Source organism: Paracidovorax oryzae ATCC 19882, assembly GCF_000687165.1.
GTDB classification, from domain to species: Bacteria; Pseudomonadota; Gammaproteobacteria; order Burkholderiales; family Burkholderiaceae_C; genus Paracidovorax; species Paracidovorax oryzae.
This window is the reverse complement of sequence record NZ_JMKU01000030.1, coordinates 22,832-44,041: the sequence shown is the minus strand read 5'-3', so window position 1 is coordinate 44,041 and position 21,210 is coordinate 22,832. Positions and strand designations below refer to the sequence as shown.

Sequence of the window (21,210 nt, the reverse complement as noted above, 5' to 3'; positions counted from 1 at the left end):
GGCCCTGCATACCCTCGAGCACCTGCATGTTCGTCATCATCGGTTATATCGTCTGCCTGGGGTGCATCTTCGGGGTCTTCATCGCACACGGCGGCAATATCTCCGTGGTGCTGCATGCGCTGCCGTTCGAGATCGTCACCATCCTGGGCGGCGCCCTGGGCGCCTTCGTGGTGAACAACCAGCCCAAGGTGCTCAAGGCCACGCTCAAGGCCCTGCCCATGGCGTTCAAGGGCTCCAAGTACACCAAGGCGCGCTACATGGAGCTGATGGCGATGCTCTACGAGATCCTGCAGAAGGCCCGCAAGGAAGGCCTGATGGCGATCGAAAAGGACGTGGAGGCGCCCCACGAGTCGGAAATCTTCAAGAAATACCCCACGGTCGGGCACGACCACCACGTGATCGAGTTCACCACCGACTACCTGCGCATGATGGTGTCGGGCAACCTGAACGCGCACGAGATCGAATCGCTGATGGACAGCGAGATCGAGACCCACCACCAGGAGGCCCACGCCCCCGTGGCGGCCCTGGCCCGGCTGGCCGGCGCCCTGCCCGCCTTCGGCATCGTGGCCGCCGTGCTCGGCGTGGTGAACACCATGGGCTCGGTGGGCCAGCCGCCCTCGGTGCTGGGCGGCATGATCGGCTCGGCCCTGGTGGGAACGTTCCTGGGCATTCTGCTGGCCTATGGCGTGGTGGAGCCGCTGGGCGGCCTCGTGGAGCAGAAGCTCGAGGACGCCGCCAAGGAACTCCAGTGCATCAAGACCACCCTGCTGGCCAGCATGCAGGGCTACAACCCCGCCACGGCCATCGAGTTCGGCCGCAAGGTGCTTTTCTCGGGCGACCGGCCCAGCTTCGCGGAGCTGGAAGGGCACGTGAAGGGCAAGAAGTAACCCGGGCATCCGCCGGAGGTGCACGCCATGGCCGACAAGAAGCTCCAGCCCATCATCATCAAGCGCGTCAAGAAGGGCGGCCATGCCGCCCATGGCGGCGCCTGGAAGATCGCCTATGCCGACTTCGTGACGGCCATGATGGCGTTCTTCCTGCTCATGTGGCTGCTGGGCTCGACGGCCAAGGGCGAGCTGCAGGGCATCGCCGCGTATTTCGCGTCGCCGCTCAAGGTGGCGATGCAGGGCGGCGACGGCTCGGGCAACAGCTCCAGCATCATTCCCGGCGGCGGCAACGACCTCTCCAAGGTGCACGGCCAGGTCCGGCGCTCGGACTCCGACACCGCCACCAGCCGGCGGACCAACATCGAGAACGCCCGCGCCGAGCAGGCCCGGCAGGACCAGATGCGCATCAAGGCCCTGCAGGCCAAGATCGACGCGCTGATCTCGGAAAACCCGCGCCTGAAGGAGTTCAAGTCGCAGATCCGCATCGACGTGACGCCGGACGGCCTGCAGATCCAGATCGTGGATGACCAGAACCGACCGATGTTCGACAGCGGCAGTGCGTTGGTAAAACCCTACATGCGCGATATTCTTCGGGAAATCGGTGCGGCGCTCGGCGGGGTGGAAAACCGCATCAGCCTGGCCGGCCACACCGATGCCGCGCCCTACGGCAACGGCGACCGGGGCTACAGCAACTGGGAGCTGTCGGCCGACCGCGCCAATGCCTCCCGGCGTGAACTGGTGGCCGCAGGCATGCCCGACGCCAAGCTGGGCCGCGTGGTGGGGCTCGCGGCCAGCGATCTGCTGGAGCCCGAAAACCCGCGCGCACCCGTGAACCGGCGCATCACCATCACGGTTCTGACCAAGGAAGCCGAGGAACGGCTGCTGGGCAAAAAGGCCCCGCAGATCCCCATATCGGAACTGGCGGCCGAAAAGCGTGAAAATCCAGCATCGACACAGCAGCCGTAACGTCTTGTCACCAAAGCGGCTGCCCCTGACAATAGCTCCTGCAATTTCCGACCGAAAGGGTCCCACGTGACCACTGCCCTTCGCTTTTTGATCGTTGACGACTTCTCCACCATGCGGCGCATCGTGCGCAATCTGCTCAAGGAAAGCGGGTTCACCGACGCCGACGAGGCCGAAGACGGCGTCGTGGCACTGAACAAGCTGCGCAACAGCAAGTTCGATTTCGTGGTCACCGACATCAACATGCCCAACATGAACGGGTTCCAGTTGCTGGCCGAGATCAAGAAGGACGACAAGCTCAAGCACCTGCCCGTCCTCATGGTCACGGCCGAGGCCCGCAAGGAAGACATCGTCGCGGCCGCCCAGGGCGGCGCGGCCGGCTACATCGTCAAGCCTTTCACCAAGGCGACGCTGGAAGAAAAAGTCACGCTCATCCTCAAGAAGCTGGGACTCTGACCATGGACACGCCGGACCACGACGCCCCGGACTCCGCGGATGTCCACAACAAGATCGGCCAGCTCACCCGCCAGCTGCACGATGCGTTGCGGGAACTGGGCTACGCCGAGCAGTTGAAGGGCTCCATGGGCGAGCTGCCCGATGCCCAGAGTCGCCTGTCCTACATCGCCCGGCTTACCGGCGAGGCCGCGGAGAAGGTGCTCAACCGCGTCGAGCAGGCCAAGGCCCAGCATGATTTCATCGCCGAGGAGACGCGCCGCGTGGTGGCCTCCCTGGTGAAAGACCCGGTGGCCGCCGTGGCCAAGGGCGAGATCATGAACTTCCTGCACGACGTGGAGCGCGTGACCAAGGAAGCCGACGTGCATCTCACCGAGATCATGATGGCGCAGGATTTCCACGACCTCACCGGGCAGGTGATCGCGCGCGTGGTGAGCCTGGCCGGCACGATCGAGCAGCAGCTGGTGCAGCTGCTCATCCAGACGGCCCCCCCCCAGGCCCAGCCGGTCATGCCCGCGCCTGCCCCGGTCGCCGCCGCCCCCGAGCCCCGGCGCGAACACCTGGCCGGCCCGGTGGTGGATCCGGAAAACACCCCCAACGTCGTCTCCAGCCAGTCGGAAGTGGACGACCTGCTGGCCAGCCTGGGCTTCTGACCCCCGCCGGCCCGGCAGCGGGCACGGCAGCCCTGCGCCGGCCCGCCCCTGGTTTCCCGCACAGCCCTGCCCGGCCGGGCTTTTCCGGCCCGGCAGGCCGTTTTCGCAGCGGGCCTGCACGGCCACCGTCCCTGCCCCCTGGACGGCGCGGAGGAATAAGCGGCTTCCCGGCCGTCTATTCGCACTTTAGATTCCGGCACCCCTCACGACAATCGGCATGACCCCCTCCGTCATGCCACCATGGACTCCTCCAGCCAAGACAAACAGCTACCCGCGACCGAGCGCAAGCTCCAGCAAGCGCGCGAGGAAGGCCAGGCTGCGCGGTCCCGCGATCTTTCCCATCTCGCCGTCCTCGGCATGGGCGCGGTCAGCACCTATGCGCTGGCCCCTTCCCTGATCGAGCACCTGCAGCGGGCCATCGCGCACCACCTTTCGTTCAACGCCGAGACGGTGCACGCCACCAGTTCCATGCTGCAGCGGCTGCAGGACATGGCCTTCGTCGGGGTGGCAGCGAGCTTTGCCTTCGCCGTGCTGACCACCGTGGCCGCCGTGGCGAGCGCGATCGGCTCCGGCGGCTGGCTGTTCACCTTCAAGCCGGTGATGCCCAATTTCAGCCGGGTCAACCCTATTTCCGGCTTCTCGAACCTGTTCTCGAAGCAGCATATGGTCACCGTGCTCAAGATGGTGCTGATGACCGGCATCCTCGCCGCCGTGGCCTGGAGCTTCATGAGCACCAGCATCGAGAAGATCGCGATGCTGGTGCTGCAGCCCTCCCCCGTGGCCCTGCGCTACGTGGCCGAGTGGATCACCGGCGGCATGGCGTTGCTGCTGCTGGTCGTGTTCCTCGCGGCCCTCATCGACGTCCCGCTGCAGATCTTCTTCTTCAAGTCGCGGCAGAAGATGTCGCACGAGGAAGTGAAGCAGGAGCACAAGCAGTCCGAGGGCAGCCCCGAAGTCAAGGGCCGCCAACGCCAGCGTGCGCGCGAGATCGCCAACGGCGCCAGCCTGGGCAACGTGGCCAAGGCCGACTTCGTGGTGATGAACCCGACCCACTACGCCGTGGCGCTGCGCTACGACGAGGCCACCATGGGTGCGCCGCAGGTGGTGTCCAAGGGCACGGACCTGCTGGCATTCAAGATCCGCGAACTGGCCAACCAGCATTCCGTGCCGGTGCTGCAGTCGCCCATGCTGGCCCGTGCGCTCTATGCCAATGCCGAGCTGGAGCAGCCGATTCCCTCCCAGCTGTACGCGGCCGTGGCGCAGATCCTGGCCTACGTGTACCGGCTCAAGGCCGCACTGCGCGGCGAAGGCCGCATGCCAGACGCCCAGCCCGACCCCTACGTGCCACCGGAGCTCGATCCGCTCACGAAGGCCGCCCCGTCCGACGCTTCCACTGCAGGTGACGCGCCATGAAGACCCCCACGATCGCCTCCGCCCGCCAATGGGCCGGCACCAATGTCTCCGCACTGCAGGGCCTGTCGGCCCCGCTGCTGGTGGTGGCCATCCTGGCGCTGATGGTGCTGCCCATCCCCGCCTGGCTGCTGGATACCTTCTTCACGCTCAACATCGCCGTGGCGCTCATGGTGATGATGGTGGCGGCCTACATGCTGCGGCCGCTGGATTTCGCGGCCTTCCCGTCCGTGCTGCTGCTCACGACCCTGATGCGGCTGTCGCTGAACGTGGCCTCCACCCGCGTGGTGCTGCTGGAAGGCCACACCGGCCCGGGCGCCGCCGGCGCGGTGATCGAGGCCTTCGGGCACTTCCTGATCGGCGGGAACTTCGCCGTCGGCCTGATCGTGTTCGCCATCCTGGTGGTGATCAACTTCGTGGTGGTGACCAAGGGCGCCGAGCGCATCGCCGAGGTCTCGGCACGCTTCACGCTGGATGCCATGCCCGGCAAGCAGATGGCGGTGGATGCCGACCTGAGCGCCGGCCTGATCGACGAGAAGGAGGCCAAGCGCCGCCGCGCCGAGGTGCAGGAAGAAGCGAACTTCTTCGGCTCGATGGACGGTGCCTCGAAGTTCGTGCGCGGCGATGCCGTCGCCGGCATCCTGATCCTGCTCATCAACATCGTGGGCGGCTTCGCCATCGGCATGCTGCAGCACGACCTGTCCGCTTCGCAGGCCGCCAACAGCTACATCCTGCTGGCCGTCGGCGATGCGCTGGTGGCGCAGATTCCCGGCCTGCTGATCTCGGTGGCTGCCGCCATGGTGGTGTCGCGCGTGGGCAAGGACCAGGACATGGGCCGCCAGATCGTGCAGCAGCTCTTCATGTCGCCGCGCGTGCTGGGCGTGGCCGCCGCGATCCTGATCATGCTGGGCCTGATCCCCGGCATGCCGCACGCCGTGTTCCTGGTGCTGGGCAGCGGCATCGGCTATGCCGCCTGGCTGCTGTACCAGCGCGCGAACGCACCCAAGCCGGTGGAGGCGCCGCCCGCCCCCGCGGGCGACGGGGAGGCCAGCTGGGACGACCTGCAGCCGGTGGACCTGCTGGGCCTGGAACTGGGCTACCGGCTGATCTCCCTGGTGGACAAGAGCCGCCAGGGCGACCTGCTGACCCGCATCAAGGGGGTGCGCCGCAAGTTCGCCCAGGAAGTGGGCTTCCTGCCCCCCGCCGTGCACGTGCGCGACAACCTCGAGCTCAAGCCCAGCGCCTACCGCATCACTCTGCGCGGCGTGGTGGTGGGCGAGGGCGAGGCCTTCCCGGGCATGTTCCTGGCGATCAATCCCGGCGGCATCAGCACGCCGCTCATCGGCACGCCCACCACAGACCCGGCATTCGGCCTGCCGGCCCACTGGATCGACGAGCACCAGAAGGAAGCCGCACAAATGGCAGGTTTTACGGTCGTTGATTCCGAAACCGTGATGGCCACCCATTTGTCACACTTGATGCAAGTACAGGCCGCCAAGCTCCTGAGCCGCACCGAAACGCAGCAGCTCGTGGAACACGTCGGCAAACTGGCCCCCAAGCTCATCGAGGAAGTGGTTCCGAAAATGGTGTCGATCGCAACGTTCCAGAAGGTGCTCCAGCTGCTGCTGGAAGAGTCCGTGCACATCCGGGACATCCGCACCATCATCGAAACCCTCGCCGAGCATGCGGGCACCGTCAGCGATCCGGTGGAACTGGCGCGCCGCGTGCGCATCGCCCTCTCCCCGGCCATCGTGCAGCAGATCTACGGCCCGACCCGCGAGCTCAACGTCATCGCGATCGAGCCGGGCCTGGAGCGCCTGCTGGTGCAGGCCCTGGGCAACGCAGCCGGCCCGTCGCTCGACCCGGGCGTGGCCGACATCCTCACGCAGAAGGCCGCGGAAGTGGCCATGCGGCAGGAAGAGATGGGCATGCCCGCCTGCCTGCTCGTACCCGACGCCATCCGCAACGCCGTCTCGCGCCTCGTGCGCCGCGTCGCCCCGCGCCTGCAGGTGCTCGCCCACAGCGAGATCCCTGAAACCCACACCATCCGCATCGGCCCGATCCTCAAAGGTGCAGCATGAACATCAAACGCTTTACCGCTCCCACCTCCCGTGAGGCCCTGGCCAAGGCACGCATGGCCTTCGGAGACGGCACGCTGATCCTGTCGAACCGCCAGATCGCCGGAGGCGTCGAGGTGATGGCCACCGCGGAAGACACGCTGTCCTCGCTGGAGAGCGCCGCTGCCGAGCCGGCGCCCGTCGCCTCCAGGCTCCAGGAACGCGCCCCGGCCGCCTCCCGGCTGCAGGAACGCGCCGCCGACATGGCCGCCAACCCGGCGCAGTCGAGCCGGCCGCTGCGCGCAGCGCAACGGGCCGAGGCCCCGCGCAACCCGGTGGCGCAGGACACGGAACAGCTGGCGATGAGCACGCTCTCCTTCCAGGACTACGTGCGCGAGCGCATGCTGCGCCGCCGCCACGAAGCCATGCACGGCGCTGCACCGGCTCCCGCAGCCGCGCCGCAACAGCTCCTGCAGCCCGAACGCGCGCCGCTGTCCCGCCCCGAAGCCCCGCGCATGGCCGAACGCGCCATGGCGCCTGCCAGCGCCCCGCTGCCGCGGCACAACCCGATGCATGCCATCCCACTGGGGCTGCCGCCCGAGCAGCCAGTGCGCGAACGCCGCGTGCAGGCCCCCGTGCCCTCGCTCGCCCAGGAAGCGGGCCAGCAGAACCTGATGAGCGAGCTGCAGTCCATGAAGGACCTCATCGAGGACCGCTTCAACACGCTGGCCTGGCTGGGCCAGGCACGGCAGAACCCGATCCAGTCCAACCTGATGCTCAAGCTCATCCGGGCGGGCTATTCGCCCTCGCTGGCGCGCGCCGTGCTGGAGCGCCTGCCCGAAGAGCTGGGTGCCGGCCATGCCGTGCGCTGGCTGATGGAAGTGCTGGAACGCAACCTCAAGACCGATGCGCACCAGCGCCCGCTGTATGAAGAAGGCGGGGTGTATGCGATGGTGGGGGCCACCGGCGTGGGCAAGACGACCACGACCGCCAAGCTCGCCGCCCTGTGCGCCCGCATCCACGGCCCGGCCAGCGTCGGCCTGATCACCCTGGACACCTACCGCGTGGGCGCCCACGAGCAACTGCGCTCCTACGGCCGCATGCTCGGCGTGGTGGCGCACCTCGCCCACGACCGCGCCGCCTTGCAGGACCTGCTCGGCCTGCTGGCCGGCAAGAAGATGGTGCTGATCGACACCACCGGCATCGCCCCGCGCGACCCGCGCAAGCGCGACATGCTCGACGTGCTCGACCTGCCGGGCGTGAATCGCCTGCTGGTGCTCAACGCGGGCTGCCACGGCGACACGCTGGACGACGTGCTCACCGGCTTCAAGACCAGTGGGTCGCAGCAGGCCATCCTCTCCAAGGTGGACGAGGCCGTGAAGCTCGGCCCGGCCGTGGATGCGCTGATCCGCCACCAGATGGTGCTGCGCGGCGTGACCAACGGCCAGCGCGTGCCCGAGGACTGGGAAGCGGCCGATGCCCAGAAGCTGATCGCCACCTCCATGCGCTCGCCCGCGAAGTCGGCGTTCGACCCGAAGGCTTCGGACCTGAACTTCTTCTTCTCGCACTCTCCCGAACTCGCCACGGAAAGGGCCCTGGTCGATGCTTGACACTGCCTTCCACCAGGGCGCGAGCCTGCTGCGCCTGATGCCCGAGTCGCCCCTGCGCCTGCTGGCCATCCTGGCGCAGCCGGATGCAGCCTACGGGCTCGAAACCTTCTTCCAGGTGTGCTCGGCCCTGCAGCGCATGGGCTATCCCGTGGCCGTGCTCGACGGCACCGCGCGCGAGACTGATGCCTCCCCCGGCCTGGCCCATCTGCTGGCCGAGCCGTCCTGGCAGGATGGCGCGCCGCTGGACACGGGCGGCGCCGCGGCGGCCTCGCTGGCCGTGCTGCCGGCCGCCTACGGACTGCGCCGGCTGGCCCGGCAGAGCGCCGACGCGGTGGCCGCCCAGCAGACCCTGCAGCCCTTCTTCCGCTCCTACGCGGTGCTGGCGATCTATGCCCCTGCGGAGGCACTGGCGCCCCTCGTGCGCGACACGGCCGCGGTGCCGCTGCTGATCGCCGAGGGCGGCGACCATGCGATGCGCAGCTACCGCCAGCTCAAGCACATGGCGCTGCACGCGGGCGTGCCCTGCACGGTGGCCTCGGTACTGCCCACCGACCGGCCCGCGGGCCTGCACCGGGTCCATGCCACGCTCGCCACCCTGCAGCGCTGCGCCGAGCGGCACCTGGGCAGCGAACTGCGCACCACCACCCTGCGGGCCAACCATCCGCAGGATCTGCAGCGCCTGGCCTTGCAACTGCTGGAAAACGCGGGCACCATTGGCGCCGCGCCGGTCGCTGCCACCCCGCCCTTCGGTACGCAGCGGCCTGCCCAGCCCTTCGCACGGAGCCACTGATCCGATGTACACCGCCAAAGGACAGCTCAACCGCGATGCATTGATCCGCCAGCACGCGCCGCTGGTCCGACGGATCGCGCACCACATGATCGCGAAGCTCCCGCCCAACGTGGAGCTGGACGATCTGATCCAGGTCGGCATGATCGGGCTCAGCGAGGCGCTGTCGCGCTACGAGGTAACGCAGGGCGTGCAGTTCGAGACCTTCGCCTCCCAGCGCATCCGCGGCGCCATGCTCGACGAGCTGCGCGAGGGCGACTGGATGTCGCGCAGTTCACGCAAGAGTCAGAAGGAGATCGAGCACGCCGTGACCCGGCTGGAGCAGAAGCTCGGCCGCAGCCCGCTCGAATCCGAGATCGCCACGGAGCTCGAGCTCAGCCTGGCGGAATACCAGTCCCTGCTGAGCAAGGTGCGCGGCACCCAGCTGGTCTACCTGGAAGACATGACGCACGGCGACGACGACGACGGCTTCCTCGACCGCCACGTGGCCGACAGCGCGGCCGACCCCATGGCCATGCTGCGCGACCAGCGCCTGCGTGCCTCCCTGGTGGCGGCGATCAAGGCGCTGCCGGAGCGGGAGCAGCAGATCATGGGCATGTACTACGAGCACGACATGAACCTGAAGGAAATCGCCGCGGTGCTGGGCGTGACCGAATCGCGCATCTGCCAGCTGCACAGCCAGTCGATCGCCCGGCTGCGGGCGAAGATGCGCAGCCACTGACGCCGCCGGATGCCGGCATCCCGGCCGTCCGGGACAGCCATGAGAAAGAAAAAGGGCCCCTCGGGGCCCTTGGTCTTTGTGGCGCAGAACTCCTTGCCTGGGCCGGCCGACAGGCGCCGTTCAGCCCTGCGAGCGGTAGATCCGGGCAGCCCCGCCGTGCATGCCGGTGCCGGCAGGGCCGCGGCTGCCATAGGTGGCGCCGTTCTGGTCCGGAGGCAGGAAGGTGGCCACCTGGCGGTTCGTGAGCGCGGCGAGCCGGGCCAGCTGTTCGCGCTGCAGCGACAGCTGGCCGCGCACGGCCTGGATGCGGCGCGCCCAGTCGTCCGGCAGGGGCGGCGCGGAGGCGGGCCGGCTTTCCAGGAAGCGGGACAGGTCGAGCGCTGCCTGCTGCAGCAGCGGGGCGCGGCGCTCGAGCGCGGGCGCATCGGCCTGCAGCAGCAGGGCCCCCACGTCGGCCAGGAGCGACTCGACGGCGCCGAGCAGGCTTTCAGGAGAGCGGGGGGAAGACGGGGAGGCGGGAGAGGGGTGCATGGGTCGGTCCTGTGCCGACCGGCCCATGCGGAGCGCGGACCGTGTGCGCTACGGCCACGCCGGGACAAGGGCCGGGATCAGTGGCTCTTGGGAGAGTGGGCGATGATTTCCTGGGCGTTCGAGAGCAGCTTGCCGGCGATGGCATCGGCATCGACCTTGAAGGTGCCCTTGTCGATGGCCGCGCGCACGGCCTTGACCTTGTTGGCATCGAAATCCGCGCTGCTGCGCAGCGACGGGTCCAGGGCCTTGGCGGCACTGGAGAACGTCACGGGCGTACCGCCCGAGGTGGCGACCGTGGTCGCGGTCTTGGTGGCCTCTTCGGCGGCGGGCGCAGGGGCGGCCGCCTTGGCCTGTTGCTTGGCAGCCTGGACCTGCTGCGTCAGCGAATTCGGCAATTCCGGGTTTTGACTGATCTTCATCGCACTCTCCCACCCCGTTCGATGTGGGGCACAGTAGCAATGTTTTCGACCATCGGAGCGCGGACTTTAGGCTTTTATCGGAAACAGGACGTCACAAGCCGACCTCGACCGTTCCATCACTGGACACAATGCCAGCGATGATCCGGCCATTGTCCATGCGGACACGCACAGTCTCTCCGATCGAGCCTGCCGTGACGGCCTGCCCCGCGGATGTTACCGAATAGCCGCGTCCCTGGGCAACGACCCGCACCGGCGATCCGGCGCGGAAGGCCATCGGGGCCTTCACCATGTGCTGGCGCAGCGCCTGCCCGGCCATGAGCGGCCGGGATGCCACCTGCCCCACCCAGTTTTCCGGATTGGCCACGATGGCGGTCGTCTCGGCCGCCCAGTCCACTTCGGCCTGGGTGGCATCGGCCTCGGTCAGCACGGCGCCGGAGGCGACGTTGCCGGTGAGCACCCAGGCGGGACCGTAGGCCTTGACGGTGACGGGCAGGAAGACATTCCACGCCGTGGCACCCTCGACGCAGCGCAGGCCCAGCCGCGTGCGGCCCCAGAGCCGGGAGCCGGCGGGAAGATAGGGCTCCACCCGGGCGCAGGGCGCGAGGCGCAGCCGCGAATCGAGCTGGCCGACGCTGACTTCCATGCGCAGCGGCATGGAGCCGCCCGACACCTGGCTGCGCTGCAGGGCGTCATCGATCCAATGCTGGGTGATGGAGCCCAGGTCGGCCGTCGCGTCCGCTGCGGGCGCGCCCTGGGCATGCACGGCCGCGGCGGCGCTCCAGGCCAGCAGCGCGGCGCCGGCCATGCGGGCCAGCGCCCGGGCGCGGCACGGGGCGGGGCGGGAAGACGGCAGGTGGGAATGGGGGGACATGGGGGCCTCCTGGGCAGCCGGGCTGCGGCGATGGACGGGGCCGGCCGGACGGGGCGGTCCGCGGGCCATTGCACAACCTGAACTCTAGGGCGTGGGGCAGGCAGCGATGGACCGAACTGCGCGCCAATCCCCGCGTTCTTCGCGCTTTAGAAAAAAGGGGCCGTTTCCATAATCGGACCACGCCGGAAAACCCGTGGCCCCGTGCCGCGCGGCGACCCCGATTCCCCCGATCTCCGCAAGGTGCCCCATGCTCGACAAGTTGACCGAAAGGCTGGATTTCCACGGCAACGCGCTCATGCTGCGTGCCGAGCGCCAGCGTGCGATCGCGAGCAACATCGCCAATGCCGACACCCCCGGCTACGTGGCGCGCGATTTCAATTTCGCCGATGCGCTGCGCGATGCCACCGGCCAGGGCGAGGGCGCCTCGTTCAGCGCGGTGGAGCGCGCCCTGCAGCGCCAGCAGAGCACGACCGATCCGCGCCACATCCCGCTGCCCGGCGCCACGACCGGCAGCAGCGCGCCCGGCACCCTGGGCTACACGGTGCAGACCCAGCCGAGCCTGGACAACAACACGGTGGACCTGGACCGCGAGCGGGCCGCGTTCGCCGACAACGCCGTGCGCTACGAGGCCACGCTGCGTTTCATCAACGGCAACGCGCGCACCATGCTGAGCGCGATCCAGGGCCAGTGAGGGCGCACGCACGCCTTCGCCGCCCGCAACGCACCAGGAAAGCGATCACCGCCATGTCCATGTTCTCGATCTTCGGCGTCTCCGGCAGCGCGATCAGCGCGCAGGCGCAGCGCCTCAACGTGGTGGCCAGCAACCTCGCCAACGTCGATGCCGTGGCCGGCCCCGACGGCCAGGCCTACAAGGCGCGCCAGGTGGTCTTCCAGACGGCGCCCATGGGCGACGAAGGCGCGGCCGGCGTGCGCGTGAGCGCCATCAGCGAGAGCCAAGCACCCGGCAAGCGCGTGCTCGATCCCACCCATCCGCAGGCCGACGCGGAGGGCTACGTCACGCACTCCAACGTGAATCCGGTGGAAGAGATGGTCAACATGATCTCGGCCTCGCGCTCCTACCAGAACAACGTCGAGGTCCTCAACACCACCAAGTCGCTGCTGCTCAAGACGCTGCAGATGGGCCAGTAATCCCTTCCCGAAGGACCGCACCATGATCCTCAACCCCATCGGCTCCACGGCCACCGTGAACACGGGCTCCAGCTCGAACTCCGCCACCGACCCGGCCGCCGCGCAGGACCGTTTCCTGAAACTGCTGGTGGCGCAGCTCAACAACCAGGATCCGATGAATCCGCTGGACAACGCCCAGATGACCTCGCAGATGGCGCAGATCAACACGGTGACGGGCATCCAGCAGCTCAACCTGAGCATGCAGACCATGGCCGAGCAGTTCACGACCATGCAGACCCTGCAGGGCACGATGATGATCGGCCGCAACGTGCTGACCGAAGGCAGCAAGATGACCTTCAAGGACAGTGCCGGCACCGGGTCCTTCGACCTCAAGGGCGCCGCCACCGACGTCAAGGTGGAGGTCGTCACGCCGGGCGGCCAGGTGGTCGATACGGTGGACGTGGGCGCGAGCGCGGCAGGACGCCACGATTTCAGCTGGGACGGCAGCAAGTACAGCGGCACCCGCAGCGACCTGAGCTTCCGCGTGGTGGCATCCACCAAGGACGGCGCCGTCGAGGCGACGCCGCTCATGCAGGCCAAGGTGGTGGGCACCGGCTCCAACGCGGGCGCCCTCACGCTGAACCTGGACACGGGCGGCACCGTGAACTACAGCAACATCCGCGCGGTGCTCTGACGGCCTCGCGCATTCCGCAAGACAAACAACCCCTTTTCCGTCCCCCGAGGAGAGCACCATGAGCTTCCAGCAAGGCCTGTCCGGCCTCAACGCCGCCAGCAAGAACCTGGACGTGATCGGCCACAACGTGGCCAACTCCGGCACCGTCGGCTTCAAGTCCTCGCGCGCCGAATTCGCCGAGATGGTGGCCAATGCCATCGGCTCCGCGGGTGGCACCAATGCCGGCATCGGGGTGGAACTGTCGGCGGTGGCGCAGCAGTTCAACCAGGGCAACATCTCCGTCACGGGCAACAGCCTGGACGTGGCGATCAACGGCGACGGCTTCTTCACGCTGCAGCAGCCCGACGGCTCGCGTGCCTACACCCGCGCCGGCAACTTCAAGCTCGACAGCAACGGCCAGCTGGTGACCAACACCAAGGCACAGGTCATGGGCTATGCGCTGGACCCGGTCACCGGCAAGCGTACGGCCAGCAACGCCGCGCCGCTGTCCTTCCCCACGTCCAAGCCGATCCCCGCCAAGCAGACCACGGCGATCACGGCGGAATTCAACCTCGACGCACGCGCCCCCGATGCCGCAGGCGACGCCACGGCCACGCCGCCCGTGCCCGCCACGCCGCGCTCCACCTACGGCACGTCCATCAACGTGTACGACAGCCAGGGCGTGGCCAAGCCGGTGAGCCTGTACTTCCAGAAGAACGGCGCCAACACCTGGGACGTGTACGACAAGCTCGACGACGCCACGGCCACGCCGCCGGTGGTGGCCACGCCCATCGGCCAGATCAAGTTCGACAACAGCGGCAAGATCGTCTCGCCGACCGCGACCGCCCCGGAAACCGGCTTCCAGATGCCGCTCACCGTGAAACCCACGCCGCCCAACCCGAACGGGCTGGCCGACTACACGGTGAACATCAAGCTCGACGGCGTGTCGCAGTACGGCAAGGCCTTCGCGGTGTCCAACCTGTCGCAGGACGGCTACACGGCCGGCGAACTCACGGGCATCAGCATCGAGAACAACGGCACGGTGATGACCCGCTACTCCAACGGCGTGACGCGCGCCGAGGGGCAGGTGGCGCTGGCCAGCTTCCGCAACACGCAGGGCCTGGCCTCGGTGGGCAACAACAACTGGGTGGAAACCTTCCAGTCGGGCCAGCCGGTGCTGGGCACGCCCACCGAAGGCAAGTTCGGCGGGCTGCGTTCCGGCGCACTGGAGGATTCCAACGTGGACCTCACGGCCGAGCTGGTGAACATGATGACCGCACAGCGCGCCTACCAGGCCAACGCCCAGACCATCAAGACGCAGGACCAGGTGATGTCCACGCTGGTGAACCTGCGCTGACGGCCCGATCCCGCTGATCCGCCACTGAACCCCGAACCCCTTCCTTCATCCAGGCCGAGCGATGGACCACATCATCTACACCTCCATGACGGGCGCCAGCGCTGCCGCGCAACGGCAGGCGGTGCTGGCCAACAACCTCGCGAACGCCTCCACCAACGGCTTCCGCGCGGAGATGTCCACGTTCCGCTCGGTGCCCGTGCAGGGCGACGGCTCCAAGACCCGCGTGTTCGCGCTGGAGGCGACCTCCGGCCATGTGGAGACGCCCGGCCCCGTGCAGCGCACCGGCCGCAACCTGGACGCGATGGCAGTGGGCAACGCATGGTTCGCGGTGCAGGGCCTGGACGGCACCGAGGCCTATACACGCAACGGCAGTTTCGAGGTCAACGCGGAGGGCCAGTTGCGCACCTCCAACGGGCTCACCGTTCTGTCCGACGGCGGCGGCCCGATCGACGTGCCGCCCGGCGCCGACGTGACCCTGGGCTCGGACGGCACCATCACCGCGCGCGTGGCGGGCCAGCAGCCCACCCCGATCGGACGGCTGAAGCTCGCCACCCCGACGGCGGAAGACCCGCTCAAGCGGGGCGACGACGCGCTCTTTCGCACCGCATCGGGCGACCCGATCCCCAATGACCCGAACGCGCGGCTGCTGTCCGGCGCGCTGGAGGGCTCCAACGTGAACGCCGTGGAAAGCATGGTCGGCATGATCGCCGCCTCCCGGCAGTTCGAAGCCCAGATGCGGCTGCTGCAGACGGCCGAGAGCAATGACAAGACGGCCGCCCAGCTGCTCAACCTGAACGGCTGACGCCGGCGCCGACGCCCTCCCCCGCACGCACCGCACGCATTCCCCGAGGAACCGCCATGATCAACTCGCTCTGGATCGCCAAGACCGGCATGTCCGCCCAGCAAACGCAGCTGGACGTGATCTCCCACAACCTCGCCAACGTCTCCACCACCGGCTACAAGCGCAACAACGCGGTGTTCGAGGACCTGATCTACCAGAACCTGCGCCAGGTGGGCGCGCAGACCACCGAGCAGAACCAGCTGCCCACCGGCCTGCACCTGGGCCTGGGCGTGCGCACGGTGGCCACCAGCCGCAACTTCACGCAAGGCAGCCTGGCGCAGTCCAACAACAACCTGGACGTGGCCATCAACGGCAACGGATTCTTCCAGGTGACGATGCCGGACGGCACCACGGGCTACACGCGCGATGGATCGTTCCAGCTCGATTCCCAGGGGCGCCTGGTCACCTCCAGCGGCCTGCCCGTGGCCAACGGCATCACCGTGCCGGCCAACGCCACGGGGATCAGCATCAGCACGGACGGCATCGTCTCGGCCACCGTGCCGGGCACGACCGCGCCGCAGCAGATCGGCACGCTGGGCATGGCGAGCTTCATCAACTCGGCCGGCCTGGAGCCGATCGGGCAGAACCTGTTCAAGGAATCCGCGGCGTCGGGCCAGCCCCAGCAGGGCACGCCCGGCACCAACGGCCTGGGCATCATCCGCCAGGGCTTCCTCGAAACCTCCAACGTGAACGTGGTGGAAGAGCTGGTGTCCATGATCCAGACCCAGCGCGCCTACGAGATGAATTCCAAGGCCATCCAGACATCCGACCAGATGCTGGCCAAGCTCGCGCAGCTGTGATGCGCGCCCTCCCCTTCCTGACCACCGCCGGGACACCGACCATGCCGCACACCGCCGCCTCCCTCTTCCTCCGCGCAGCACCGCTGCGCCTCGCCGCCGTGGCCGCCCTGCTGGCCGCCACGGGCTGCGCCTCCGTCAATCCGCCGCCACCGATCGACATGCCGCCCACCCAGGCGCCGATCGCCGTGCAGACGGCGCCCCGCGCGACCGGGCCGGCCACCGGCAGCCTCTTCCATGCGGCCAGCTACCGGCCGGCCTTCGAGGACCGCCGCGCGCGGCTCGTGGGCGACATCGTCACCATCCAGATCGTGGAGACGATCTCCGCATCGCAGAAGTCCAGCTCCAAGGTGGACCGCACGGCCGCCAACACGGCCGGCGTGAGCGCGTTCCCCTTCATCGGCGCGAGCGACCTCGGCAAGCTGAAGCTGGGCGGCAACAGCACCAACAACTTCGAAGGCAAGGGCGACCTGCAGAGCACCAACACCTTCACCGGCACCATCACCACCACGGTCGTGGACGTGCTGCCCAACGGCCACCTCGTGATCGCGGGCGAGAAGCAGATCGGCGTGGCCGAGAACGTGGACGTGCTGCGCTTCTCGGGCACCGTGGACCCGCGCTCGCTGCAGCCGGGCAGCGTGGTCAGCTCCACCCTGGTGGCGAATGCCCGCGTGCAGTCGCGCGGCAGGGGCTCCCCGGCCGAGGCGCAGGCCATGGGGTGGCTGGCTCGGGCGTTCAATTCGGTGGCGCCGTTCTGAGCTGACATCGGCGCCGGAACCCGGCCACTCCCTTTCTCCCGGCCCGCATCTCCTGGCCCGTATCGCCCTTGCGGCGGTGCGGGCTTCTTGCTTTCTGCAGTCTGGCGGCACCTTGCCTGGAGAGGCCCCCCTTTTTGTTCCCTCAAAAAGCGGGTGATCCGGCGGCTTTTCCCTCCATCCCCCGGCGCCCTTAGCTCCCACAATCGGTGCCATGAAGTCTCCTGCCCCCTCCTCCTTCCTCGCACGCGCGCACCGGGCCGCCCTGCGGCTGGGGATCGCGCACGGTCTCGCCGCGCTCGCCCTGCTGGGGGCGATGGTGCCCGCGCACGCGTTGCGCATCAAGGAAGTGGCGGCCGTGCAGGGGGTGCGCAGCAACCAGTTGACGGGCTACGGCCTGGTCGTGGGCCTGGACGGCACGGGCGACCAGACGACGCAGATGCCCATCACCACGCAGGCGCTCACCAACTACCTGCAGCAGATGGGCATCAGCCTGCCGCCCGGCACGGCGGCGCCGCAGCTCAAGAACGTGGCCACGGTGATCGTGACGGCGCAGCTGCCGGCGTTCGCCCAGCCCGGGCAGTTCATCGACGTGAACGTGTCCTCCATGGGCAATGCCAAGTCGCTCAAGGGCGGCACGCTGATCGCCACGCCGCTGCGTGGCGCCGACGGCGAGATCTACGCGCTGGCGCAGGGCAACCTGGTGGTGGGCGGCGCGGGCGCTTCGGCCGGCGGCAGCAAGGTGCAGATCAACCACCTGAGCGCGGGGCGCATTCCCGAAGGCGCGCAGGTGGAACGCGGGGTGCCCACGCCACTGAACGACGGCGACACGATCAACCTCGGGCTCAACGCCTCGGATTTCCAGACCGCGCGCAAGGTGGCGCGGGCCATCAACGACAAGCTCGGCAAGGGCGCGTCCATCGCCACGGCGCTGGATGGCCGCACGGTGCAGGTGCGCGCCCCGCAGGACCCGGGTGGCCGCGTGAACTTCATCGCCGACCTGGAAGAGATTCCGCTGGCCGACGCCACGCCGGCGGCCAAGGTCGTGATCAACGCGCGCACCGGCTCCATCGTGCTCAACCAGGCCGTGACGCTGGGCCCCTGCGCGATCGCGCACGGCAACCTGTCGATCACGATCAGTTCCACTCCGGTGATCAGCCAGCCCAATCCGCTCTCGCAGGGCCAGACCGTGGTCGCGCAGAAGAGCGACATCGCGATCAAGCAGGAGCCGGGCAACATCATCCAGATGCCGCCCTCCCCGCAGCTCGCCGACGTGGTGCGCGCACTCAACACGCTGGGCGCCACGCCCCAGGACCTGCTGGCCATCCTGCAGGCCATCAAGGCGGCGGGTGCGCTCAATGCCGAACTGGAGGTCATCTGATGGCCGCCGCGCCCGCCACCGCCTGACCGCAGGGAGACCGCCATGTCCCTCAGCCTGACGTCCTCCGCCCCCGCCACGGCCTCGAATGCGCTGGCGGTGGATGCGCGCTCGCTGGACGCGCTGAAGTTCCAGGCCGGGCAGAACGACCCGAAGGCCGCGAAGGAAGCGGCCAAGCAGTTCGAATCGCTCTTCATGCGCGAGATGATCAAGAGCATGCGCGAGGCGACGATGAAGTCCGGCCTGATGGAAGGCGAGCAGGGCAACCTCGGCCAGGACATGCTGGACCAGCAGTTCTCGGTGCAGATGTCGGGCCTGCAGGGCGGGCTCTCGGAAGCCATCCAGCGCCAGCTCACGCGCCAGATCGGCGGCGGCCAGGAGGCCGCGCCCACGTTTTCCCCGCCGTCCACGCTGAGCCTGCAGCCGCAGCAGTCCGCGCGTGCCGCAGCAGCCGCCAACGCCTACGCCCCGGCACCCAAGGGCCGCGATGGCTTCGTGCAGCACCACCGCGATGCGGCCGAGCGCGTGTCGCAGGAAAGCGGCATCCCCGCGAGCTTCATGCTCGGGCAGGCCGGGCACGAGACCGGCTGGGGCCGCAGCGAGATCCGCAGCAAGGACGGCAGCAATTCTTTCAACCTGTTCGGCATCAAGGCCGGCAAGGGCTGGACGGGCAAGGTGGCGGAGGTGACCACCACCGAGTACATCAACGGCACGCCGCGCAAGGTGACGGCCAGGTTCCGCGCCTACGATTCCTACGAGGATTCCTTCAAGGACTACGCGCGCCTCATCAACGACAACCCGCGCTACGAAAAGGCCCGCAGCAAGACGCATTCGGCCGTGGCCTATGCGGCCGAGCTGCAGAAGGCCGGCTACGCCACGGACCCCGAGTACGCGCACAAGCTGAGCCGGGCCATCCACAGCACGCTGCGCGTGGGGCCCTCGGCATGAAGGCGGGTGAACGCACATGAGTCTGCTCAACGTCGGCGCGCGCGCCCTCCTCGCCAACCAGGTGGCCCTGCAGACCGCGGGCCACAACATCGCCAACGTCAATACCGCGGGCTACTCGCGGCAGACGCTGTCGCTGCAGACGGTGCAGGGGCAGTTCACGGGCGGCGGCTACATCGGCCAGGGCGTGGACGTGCAGACCATCCTGCGCAACCACGACGAACTGCTGACCCGGCAGGCCGCCGCGGCGGATTCGGCGCAGTCGGCCGACAAGACCCGCGCGGAGCGGCTGTCGCAGCTGCAGGACGTGTTCGGCGGAGGCACGAGCGGGCTGGGTGCGGCCATCACCGACATGCTCAACTCGTTCAAGGACGTGGTGGCCTCGCCCATGGACATGACCGCGCGGACCGTGTCCATCACCCGCATGGACGAGACCGCCGCGCGCATGCGCTCGGCGGCCGGGCGCGTGGACGAGATCCAGTACACGGTGAAGGAACAGCTCAACGGCGACGTGAACGCGCTCAACGCCCTGGCCAAGCAGATGGCGAGCGTGAACGAGCAGATCGCGCGCGTGAAGGGCAACGGGCAGACACCCAACGACCTGCTGGACCAGCGCGACCAGATCATCCGCCAGATCAACCAGTACGTGCAGACCACGCAGGTGGCGGCCGACGACGGCACCGTGGGCCTGTTCGTGGCGGGCAGCCAGCCACTGGTGCTGGGCACCACCGCCACGCCGCTGCAGGTGCAGGAATCGAGCATGTTCCCGGGCAGCGGCCAGCTCAAGGTGTATTTCAGCCCGCCCGGTACCAAGCCCATCGAACTGGACGATGGCATGCTCGGCGGGGGCGAGCTCTCCGGCCTGCTGCGGTTCCACAACAACGACCTGGCCGAGGGCCGCAACCTGCTGGGCCGCATGGCGCAGGCCATCGGCATGACGATGAACGCGCAGCACAAGCTGGGCCTCACGCTGGACGGGCAGGCCGGCAAGGACCTGTTCACCGTGCCGGCCAGCATGCCGGGCTATACGAAAGGCACGGCGGTGGGCAATGTGTCGTTCTCCGACGCCACCAAGTTCGCCGCCTCGGACTACGAAGTGCGCTTCACCACGCCGCCCGCGGGCCAGGTGGTGCGCCTGTCCGACGGCAAGGCCACGGCCTTCACCGACCTCGCGAACCTCGCGGGGCAGCAGATCGACGGGCTCACGTTCAACATGACGGCCGCGGGCGCCGTCGGCGAGCGCGTGATGTTCAGGCCGTTCAGCAGCGCGGCGCGGGACATCGAGGCCAAGGTGCTGTCGCCGCGCGACCTCGCCGCCGCGAGCCCCGTCAACGCCGCGATGGGCACGGCGAACAACGGCTCGCTGCAGCTCAGTTCCATCAAGGCCACTGCGAGCCCCTACACGCCCCCCCCCACGCCGGGCGGCGTGACGCTCACCTTCACCGCGGGTCCGCCCACCACCTATGGCGTGACGGGATCGACCTCGCCCGCATCGGGCACCACGGGCCTGGCCTACACGCCGGGCCAGCCCATCACCATCGACGGCTGGCAGATCACGCTCAAGGGGACGCCGGGCACGGGCGACACCGTGAAAGTGGGCAACGCGCTGGATGCGCAATACGGCGACGCCTACAAGCGCAACGCCGGCAACGCCTCGGCGATCGATGCGCTCGGCGACGTGAAGATGTTCGACGATGCCACCATGAGCGATGGCTACGCCGGGCTCATGGCGCAGGTGGGCACGCGCATGCAGAACGCCAAGTACGCATCGGATGTCTCGGCCACGATCTCCACCAACCTCGAGCGCGACCGCTCCGCCGTGGCGGGCGTGAACCTGGACGAGGAAGCCGCCAAGCTGATCCAGTACCAGCAGGCCTACCAGGCCTCGGCCAAGGTGCTGCAGATCGCGCAGAGCATTTTCGACAACCTGATCCAGACGATGGGCCGCTGACGCCGCCCGCGCCGCATCGCCCC

General features: G+C 68.5%; 22 protein-coding genes. 19 read left to right on the top strand and 3 right to left on the bottom strand.

What is annotated here, in order from left to right; all coding sequences use genetic code 11:
- Nucleotides 1–26: 26 nt before the first annotated feature.
- The 9 genes from motA to T336_RS0119390 all read left to right on the top strand — a co-directional run bounded on the left by motA (nt 27) and on the right by T336_RS0119390 (nt 9,541).
- Nucleotides 27–887 (top strand): flagellar motor stator protein MotA, encoded by an 861-nt coding sequence (gene motA / locus T336_RS0119430; RefSeq protein WP_013596656.1) that lies wholly within the window; start codon nt 27–29, stop codon nt 885–887.
- 27 nt (nt 888–914) lie between these two features.
- The gene (motB, locus tag T336_RS0119425) at nt 915–1,853 is read left to right on the top strand and encodes a flagellar motor protein MotB (protein WP_013596657.1); all 939 of its coding nucleotides are present in this window, start codon (nt 915–917) and stop codon (nt 1,851–1,853) included.
- 66 nt (nt 1,854–1,919) lie between these two features.
- Nucleotides 1,920–2,306, top strand: coding sequence for a chemotaxis response regulator CheY (gene cheY, locus T336_RS0119420; RefSeq protein ID WP_011797421.1), 387 nt, complete (start codon nt 1,920–1,922; stop codon nt 2,304–2,306).
- 2 nt (nt 2,307–2,308) lie between these two features.
- Entirely contained in the window at nt 2,309–2,956 is a 648-nt protein-coding gene (locus T336_RS0119415; protein WP_013596658.1) for a protein phosphatase CheZ, read from the top strand.
- Nucleotides 2,957–3,196: 240 nt separating this feature from the next.
- Nucleotides 3,197–4,369 (top strand): EscU/YscU/HrcU family type III secretion system export apparatus switch protein, encoded by a 1,173-nt coding sequence (locus T336_RS0119410; protein ID WP_026433794.1) that lies wholly within the window; start codon nt 3,197–3,199, stop codon nt 4,367–4,369.
- Nucleotides 4,366–6,447 carry a flagellar biosynthesis protein FlhA gene (gene flhA / locus T336_RS0119405; RefSeq protein WP_026433793.1) on the top strand — a complete coding sequence of 694 codons (2,082 nt, stop codon included), beginning with the start codon at nt 4,366–4,368 and terminating at the stop codon, nt 6,445–6,447. The genes T336_RS0119410 and flhA overlap by 4 nt, the downstream gene beginning before the upstream one ends.
- Nucleotides 6,444–8,033 carry a flagellar biosynthesis GTPase FlhF gene (gene flhF, locus T336_RS0119400; RefSeq protein ID WP_019702200.1) on the top strand — a complete coding sequence of 530 codons (1,590 nt, stop codon included), beginning with the start codon at nt 6,444–6,446 and terminating at the stop codon, nt 8,031–8,033. Before flhA ends, flhF begins: the two co-directional genes overlap by 4 nt.
- Nucleotides 8,026–8,823, top strand: a complete 798-nt coding sequence (locus tag T336_RS0119395) for a hypothetical protein (protein ID WP_026433792.1) — start codon at nt 8,026–8,028, stop codon at nt 8,821–8,823. Before flhF ends, T336_RS0119395 begins: the two co-directional genes overlap by 8 nt.
- 4 nt (nt 8,824–8,827) lie before the next feature.
- Nucleotides 8,828–9,541: an RNA polymerase sigma factor FliA gene (locus tag T336_RS0119390; protein WP_013596663.1), complete on the top strand. Its 714-nt coding sequence runs from the start codon at nt 8,828–8,830 to the stop codon at nt 9,539–9,541.
- Nucleotides 9,542–9,661: 120 nt separating this feature from the next.
- Here the strand turns inward: T336_RS0119390 and T336_RS0119385 are convergent, their stop codons facing one another.
- The 3 genes from T336_RS0119385 to flgA all read right to left on the bottom strand — a co-directional run bounded on the left by T336_RS0119385 (nt 9,662) and on the right by flgA (nt 11,362).
- Nucleotides 9,662–10,072 carry a hypothetical protein gene (locus T336_RS0119385; protein ID WP_020424885.1) on the bottom strand — a complete coding sequence of 137 codons (411 nt, stop codon included), beginning with the start codon at nt 10,070–10,072 and terminating at the stop codon, nt 9,662–9,664.
- A gap of 77 nt (nt 10,073–10,149) precedes the next feature.
- Entirely contained in the window at nt 10,150–10,491 is a 342-nt protein-coding gene (gene flgM / locus T336_RS0119380) for a flagellar biosynthesis anti-sigma factor FlgM (RefSeq protein WP_019701768.1), read from the bottom strand.
- Between the two features lie 91 nt (nt 10,492–10,582).
- Nucleotides 10,583–11,362, bottom strand: a complete 780-nt coding sequence (gene flgA, locus T336_RS0119375) for a flagellar basal body P-ring formation chaperone FlgA (RefSeq protein ID WP_019701769.1) — start codon at nt 11,360–11,362, stop codon at nt 10,583–10,585.
- 247 nt (nt 11,363–11,609) lie between these two features.
- Between flgA and flgB the strand changes: the two genes are divergently transcribed.
- From flgB to flgK, 10 genes are all read left to right on the top strand, one after another.
- Nucleotides 11,610–12,053: a flagellar basal body rod protein FlgB gene (gene flgB, locus T336_RS0119370; RefSeq protein WP_026433791.1), complete on the top strand. Its 444-nt coding sequence runs from the start codon at nt 11,610–11,612 to the stop codon at nt 12,051–12,053.
- Between the two features lie 53 nt (nt 12,054–12,106).
- Nucleotides 12,107–12,511: a flagellar basal body rod protein FlgC gene (gene flgC / locus T336_RS0119365; protein ID WP_013596668.1), complete on the top strand. Its 405-nt coding sequence runs from the start codon at nt 12,107–12,109 to the stop codon at nt 12,509–12,511.
- A 22-nt stretch (nt 12,512–12,533) separates the two neighbouring features.
- Nucleotides 12,534–13,184, top strand: a complete 651-nt coding sequence (locus T336_RS0119360; protein ID WP_013596669.1) for a flagellar hook assembly protein FlgD — start codon at nt 12,534–12,536, stop codon at nt 13,182–13,184.
- A 58-nt stretch (nt 13,185–13,242) separates the two neighbouring features.
- Nucleotides 13,243–14,520, top strand: a complete 1,278-nt coding sequence (flgE, locus tag T336_RS0119355; RefSeq protein WP_019701771.1) for a flagellar hook protein FlgE — start codon at nt 13,243–13,245, stop codon at nt 14,518–14,520.
- A 61-nt stretch (nt 14,521–14,581) separates the two neighbouring features.
- Complete coding sequence (flgF, locus tag T336_RS0119350; RefSeq protein WP_026433790.1) at nt 14,582–15,322, top strand: flagellar basal-body rod protein FlgF; 741 nt, start codon at nt 14,582–14,584, stop codon at nt 15,320–15,322.
- Nucleotides 15,323–15,378: 56 nt separating this feature from the next.
- Complete coding sequence (gene flgG, locus T336_RS0119345; protein ID WP_011797436.1) at nt 15,379–16,161, top strand: flagellar basal-body rod protein FlgG; 783 nt, start codon at nt 15,379–15,381, stop codon at nt 16,159–16,161.
- A 41-nt stretch (nt 16,162–16,202) separates the two neighbouring features.
- Nucleotides 16,203–16,916, top strand: a complete 714-nt coding sequence (locus T336_RS0119340; RefSeq protein WP_050858871.1) for a flagellar basal body L-ring protein FlgH — start codon at nt 16,203–16,205, stop codon at nt 16,914–16,916.
- Nucleotides 16,917–17,127: 211 nt separating this feature from the next.
- Nucleotides 17,128–18,294: a flagellar basal body P-ring protein FlgI gene (locus tag T336_RS0119335; protein ID WP_026433788.1), complete on the top strand. Its 1,167-nt coding sequence runs from the start codon at nt 17,128–17,130 to the stop codon at nt 18,292–18,294.
- 42 nt (nt 18,295–18,336) lie between these two features.
- Complete coding sequence (gene flgJ, locus T336_RS0119330; protein ID WP_019701775.1) at nt 18,337–19,239, top strand: flagellar assembly peptidoglycan hydrolase FlgJ; 903 nt, start codon at nt 18,337–18,339, stop codon at nt 19,237–19,239.
- Nucleotides 19,240–19,255: 16 nt separating this feature from the next.
- Nucleotides 19,256–21,187: a flagellar hook-associated protein FlgK gene (gene flgK / locus T336_RS0119325; protein ID WP_026433787.1), complete on the top strand. Its 1,932-nt coding sequence runs from the start codon at nt 19,256–19,258 to the stop codon at nt 21,185–21,187.
- Nucleotides 21,188–21,210 lie beyond the last annotated feature (23 nt).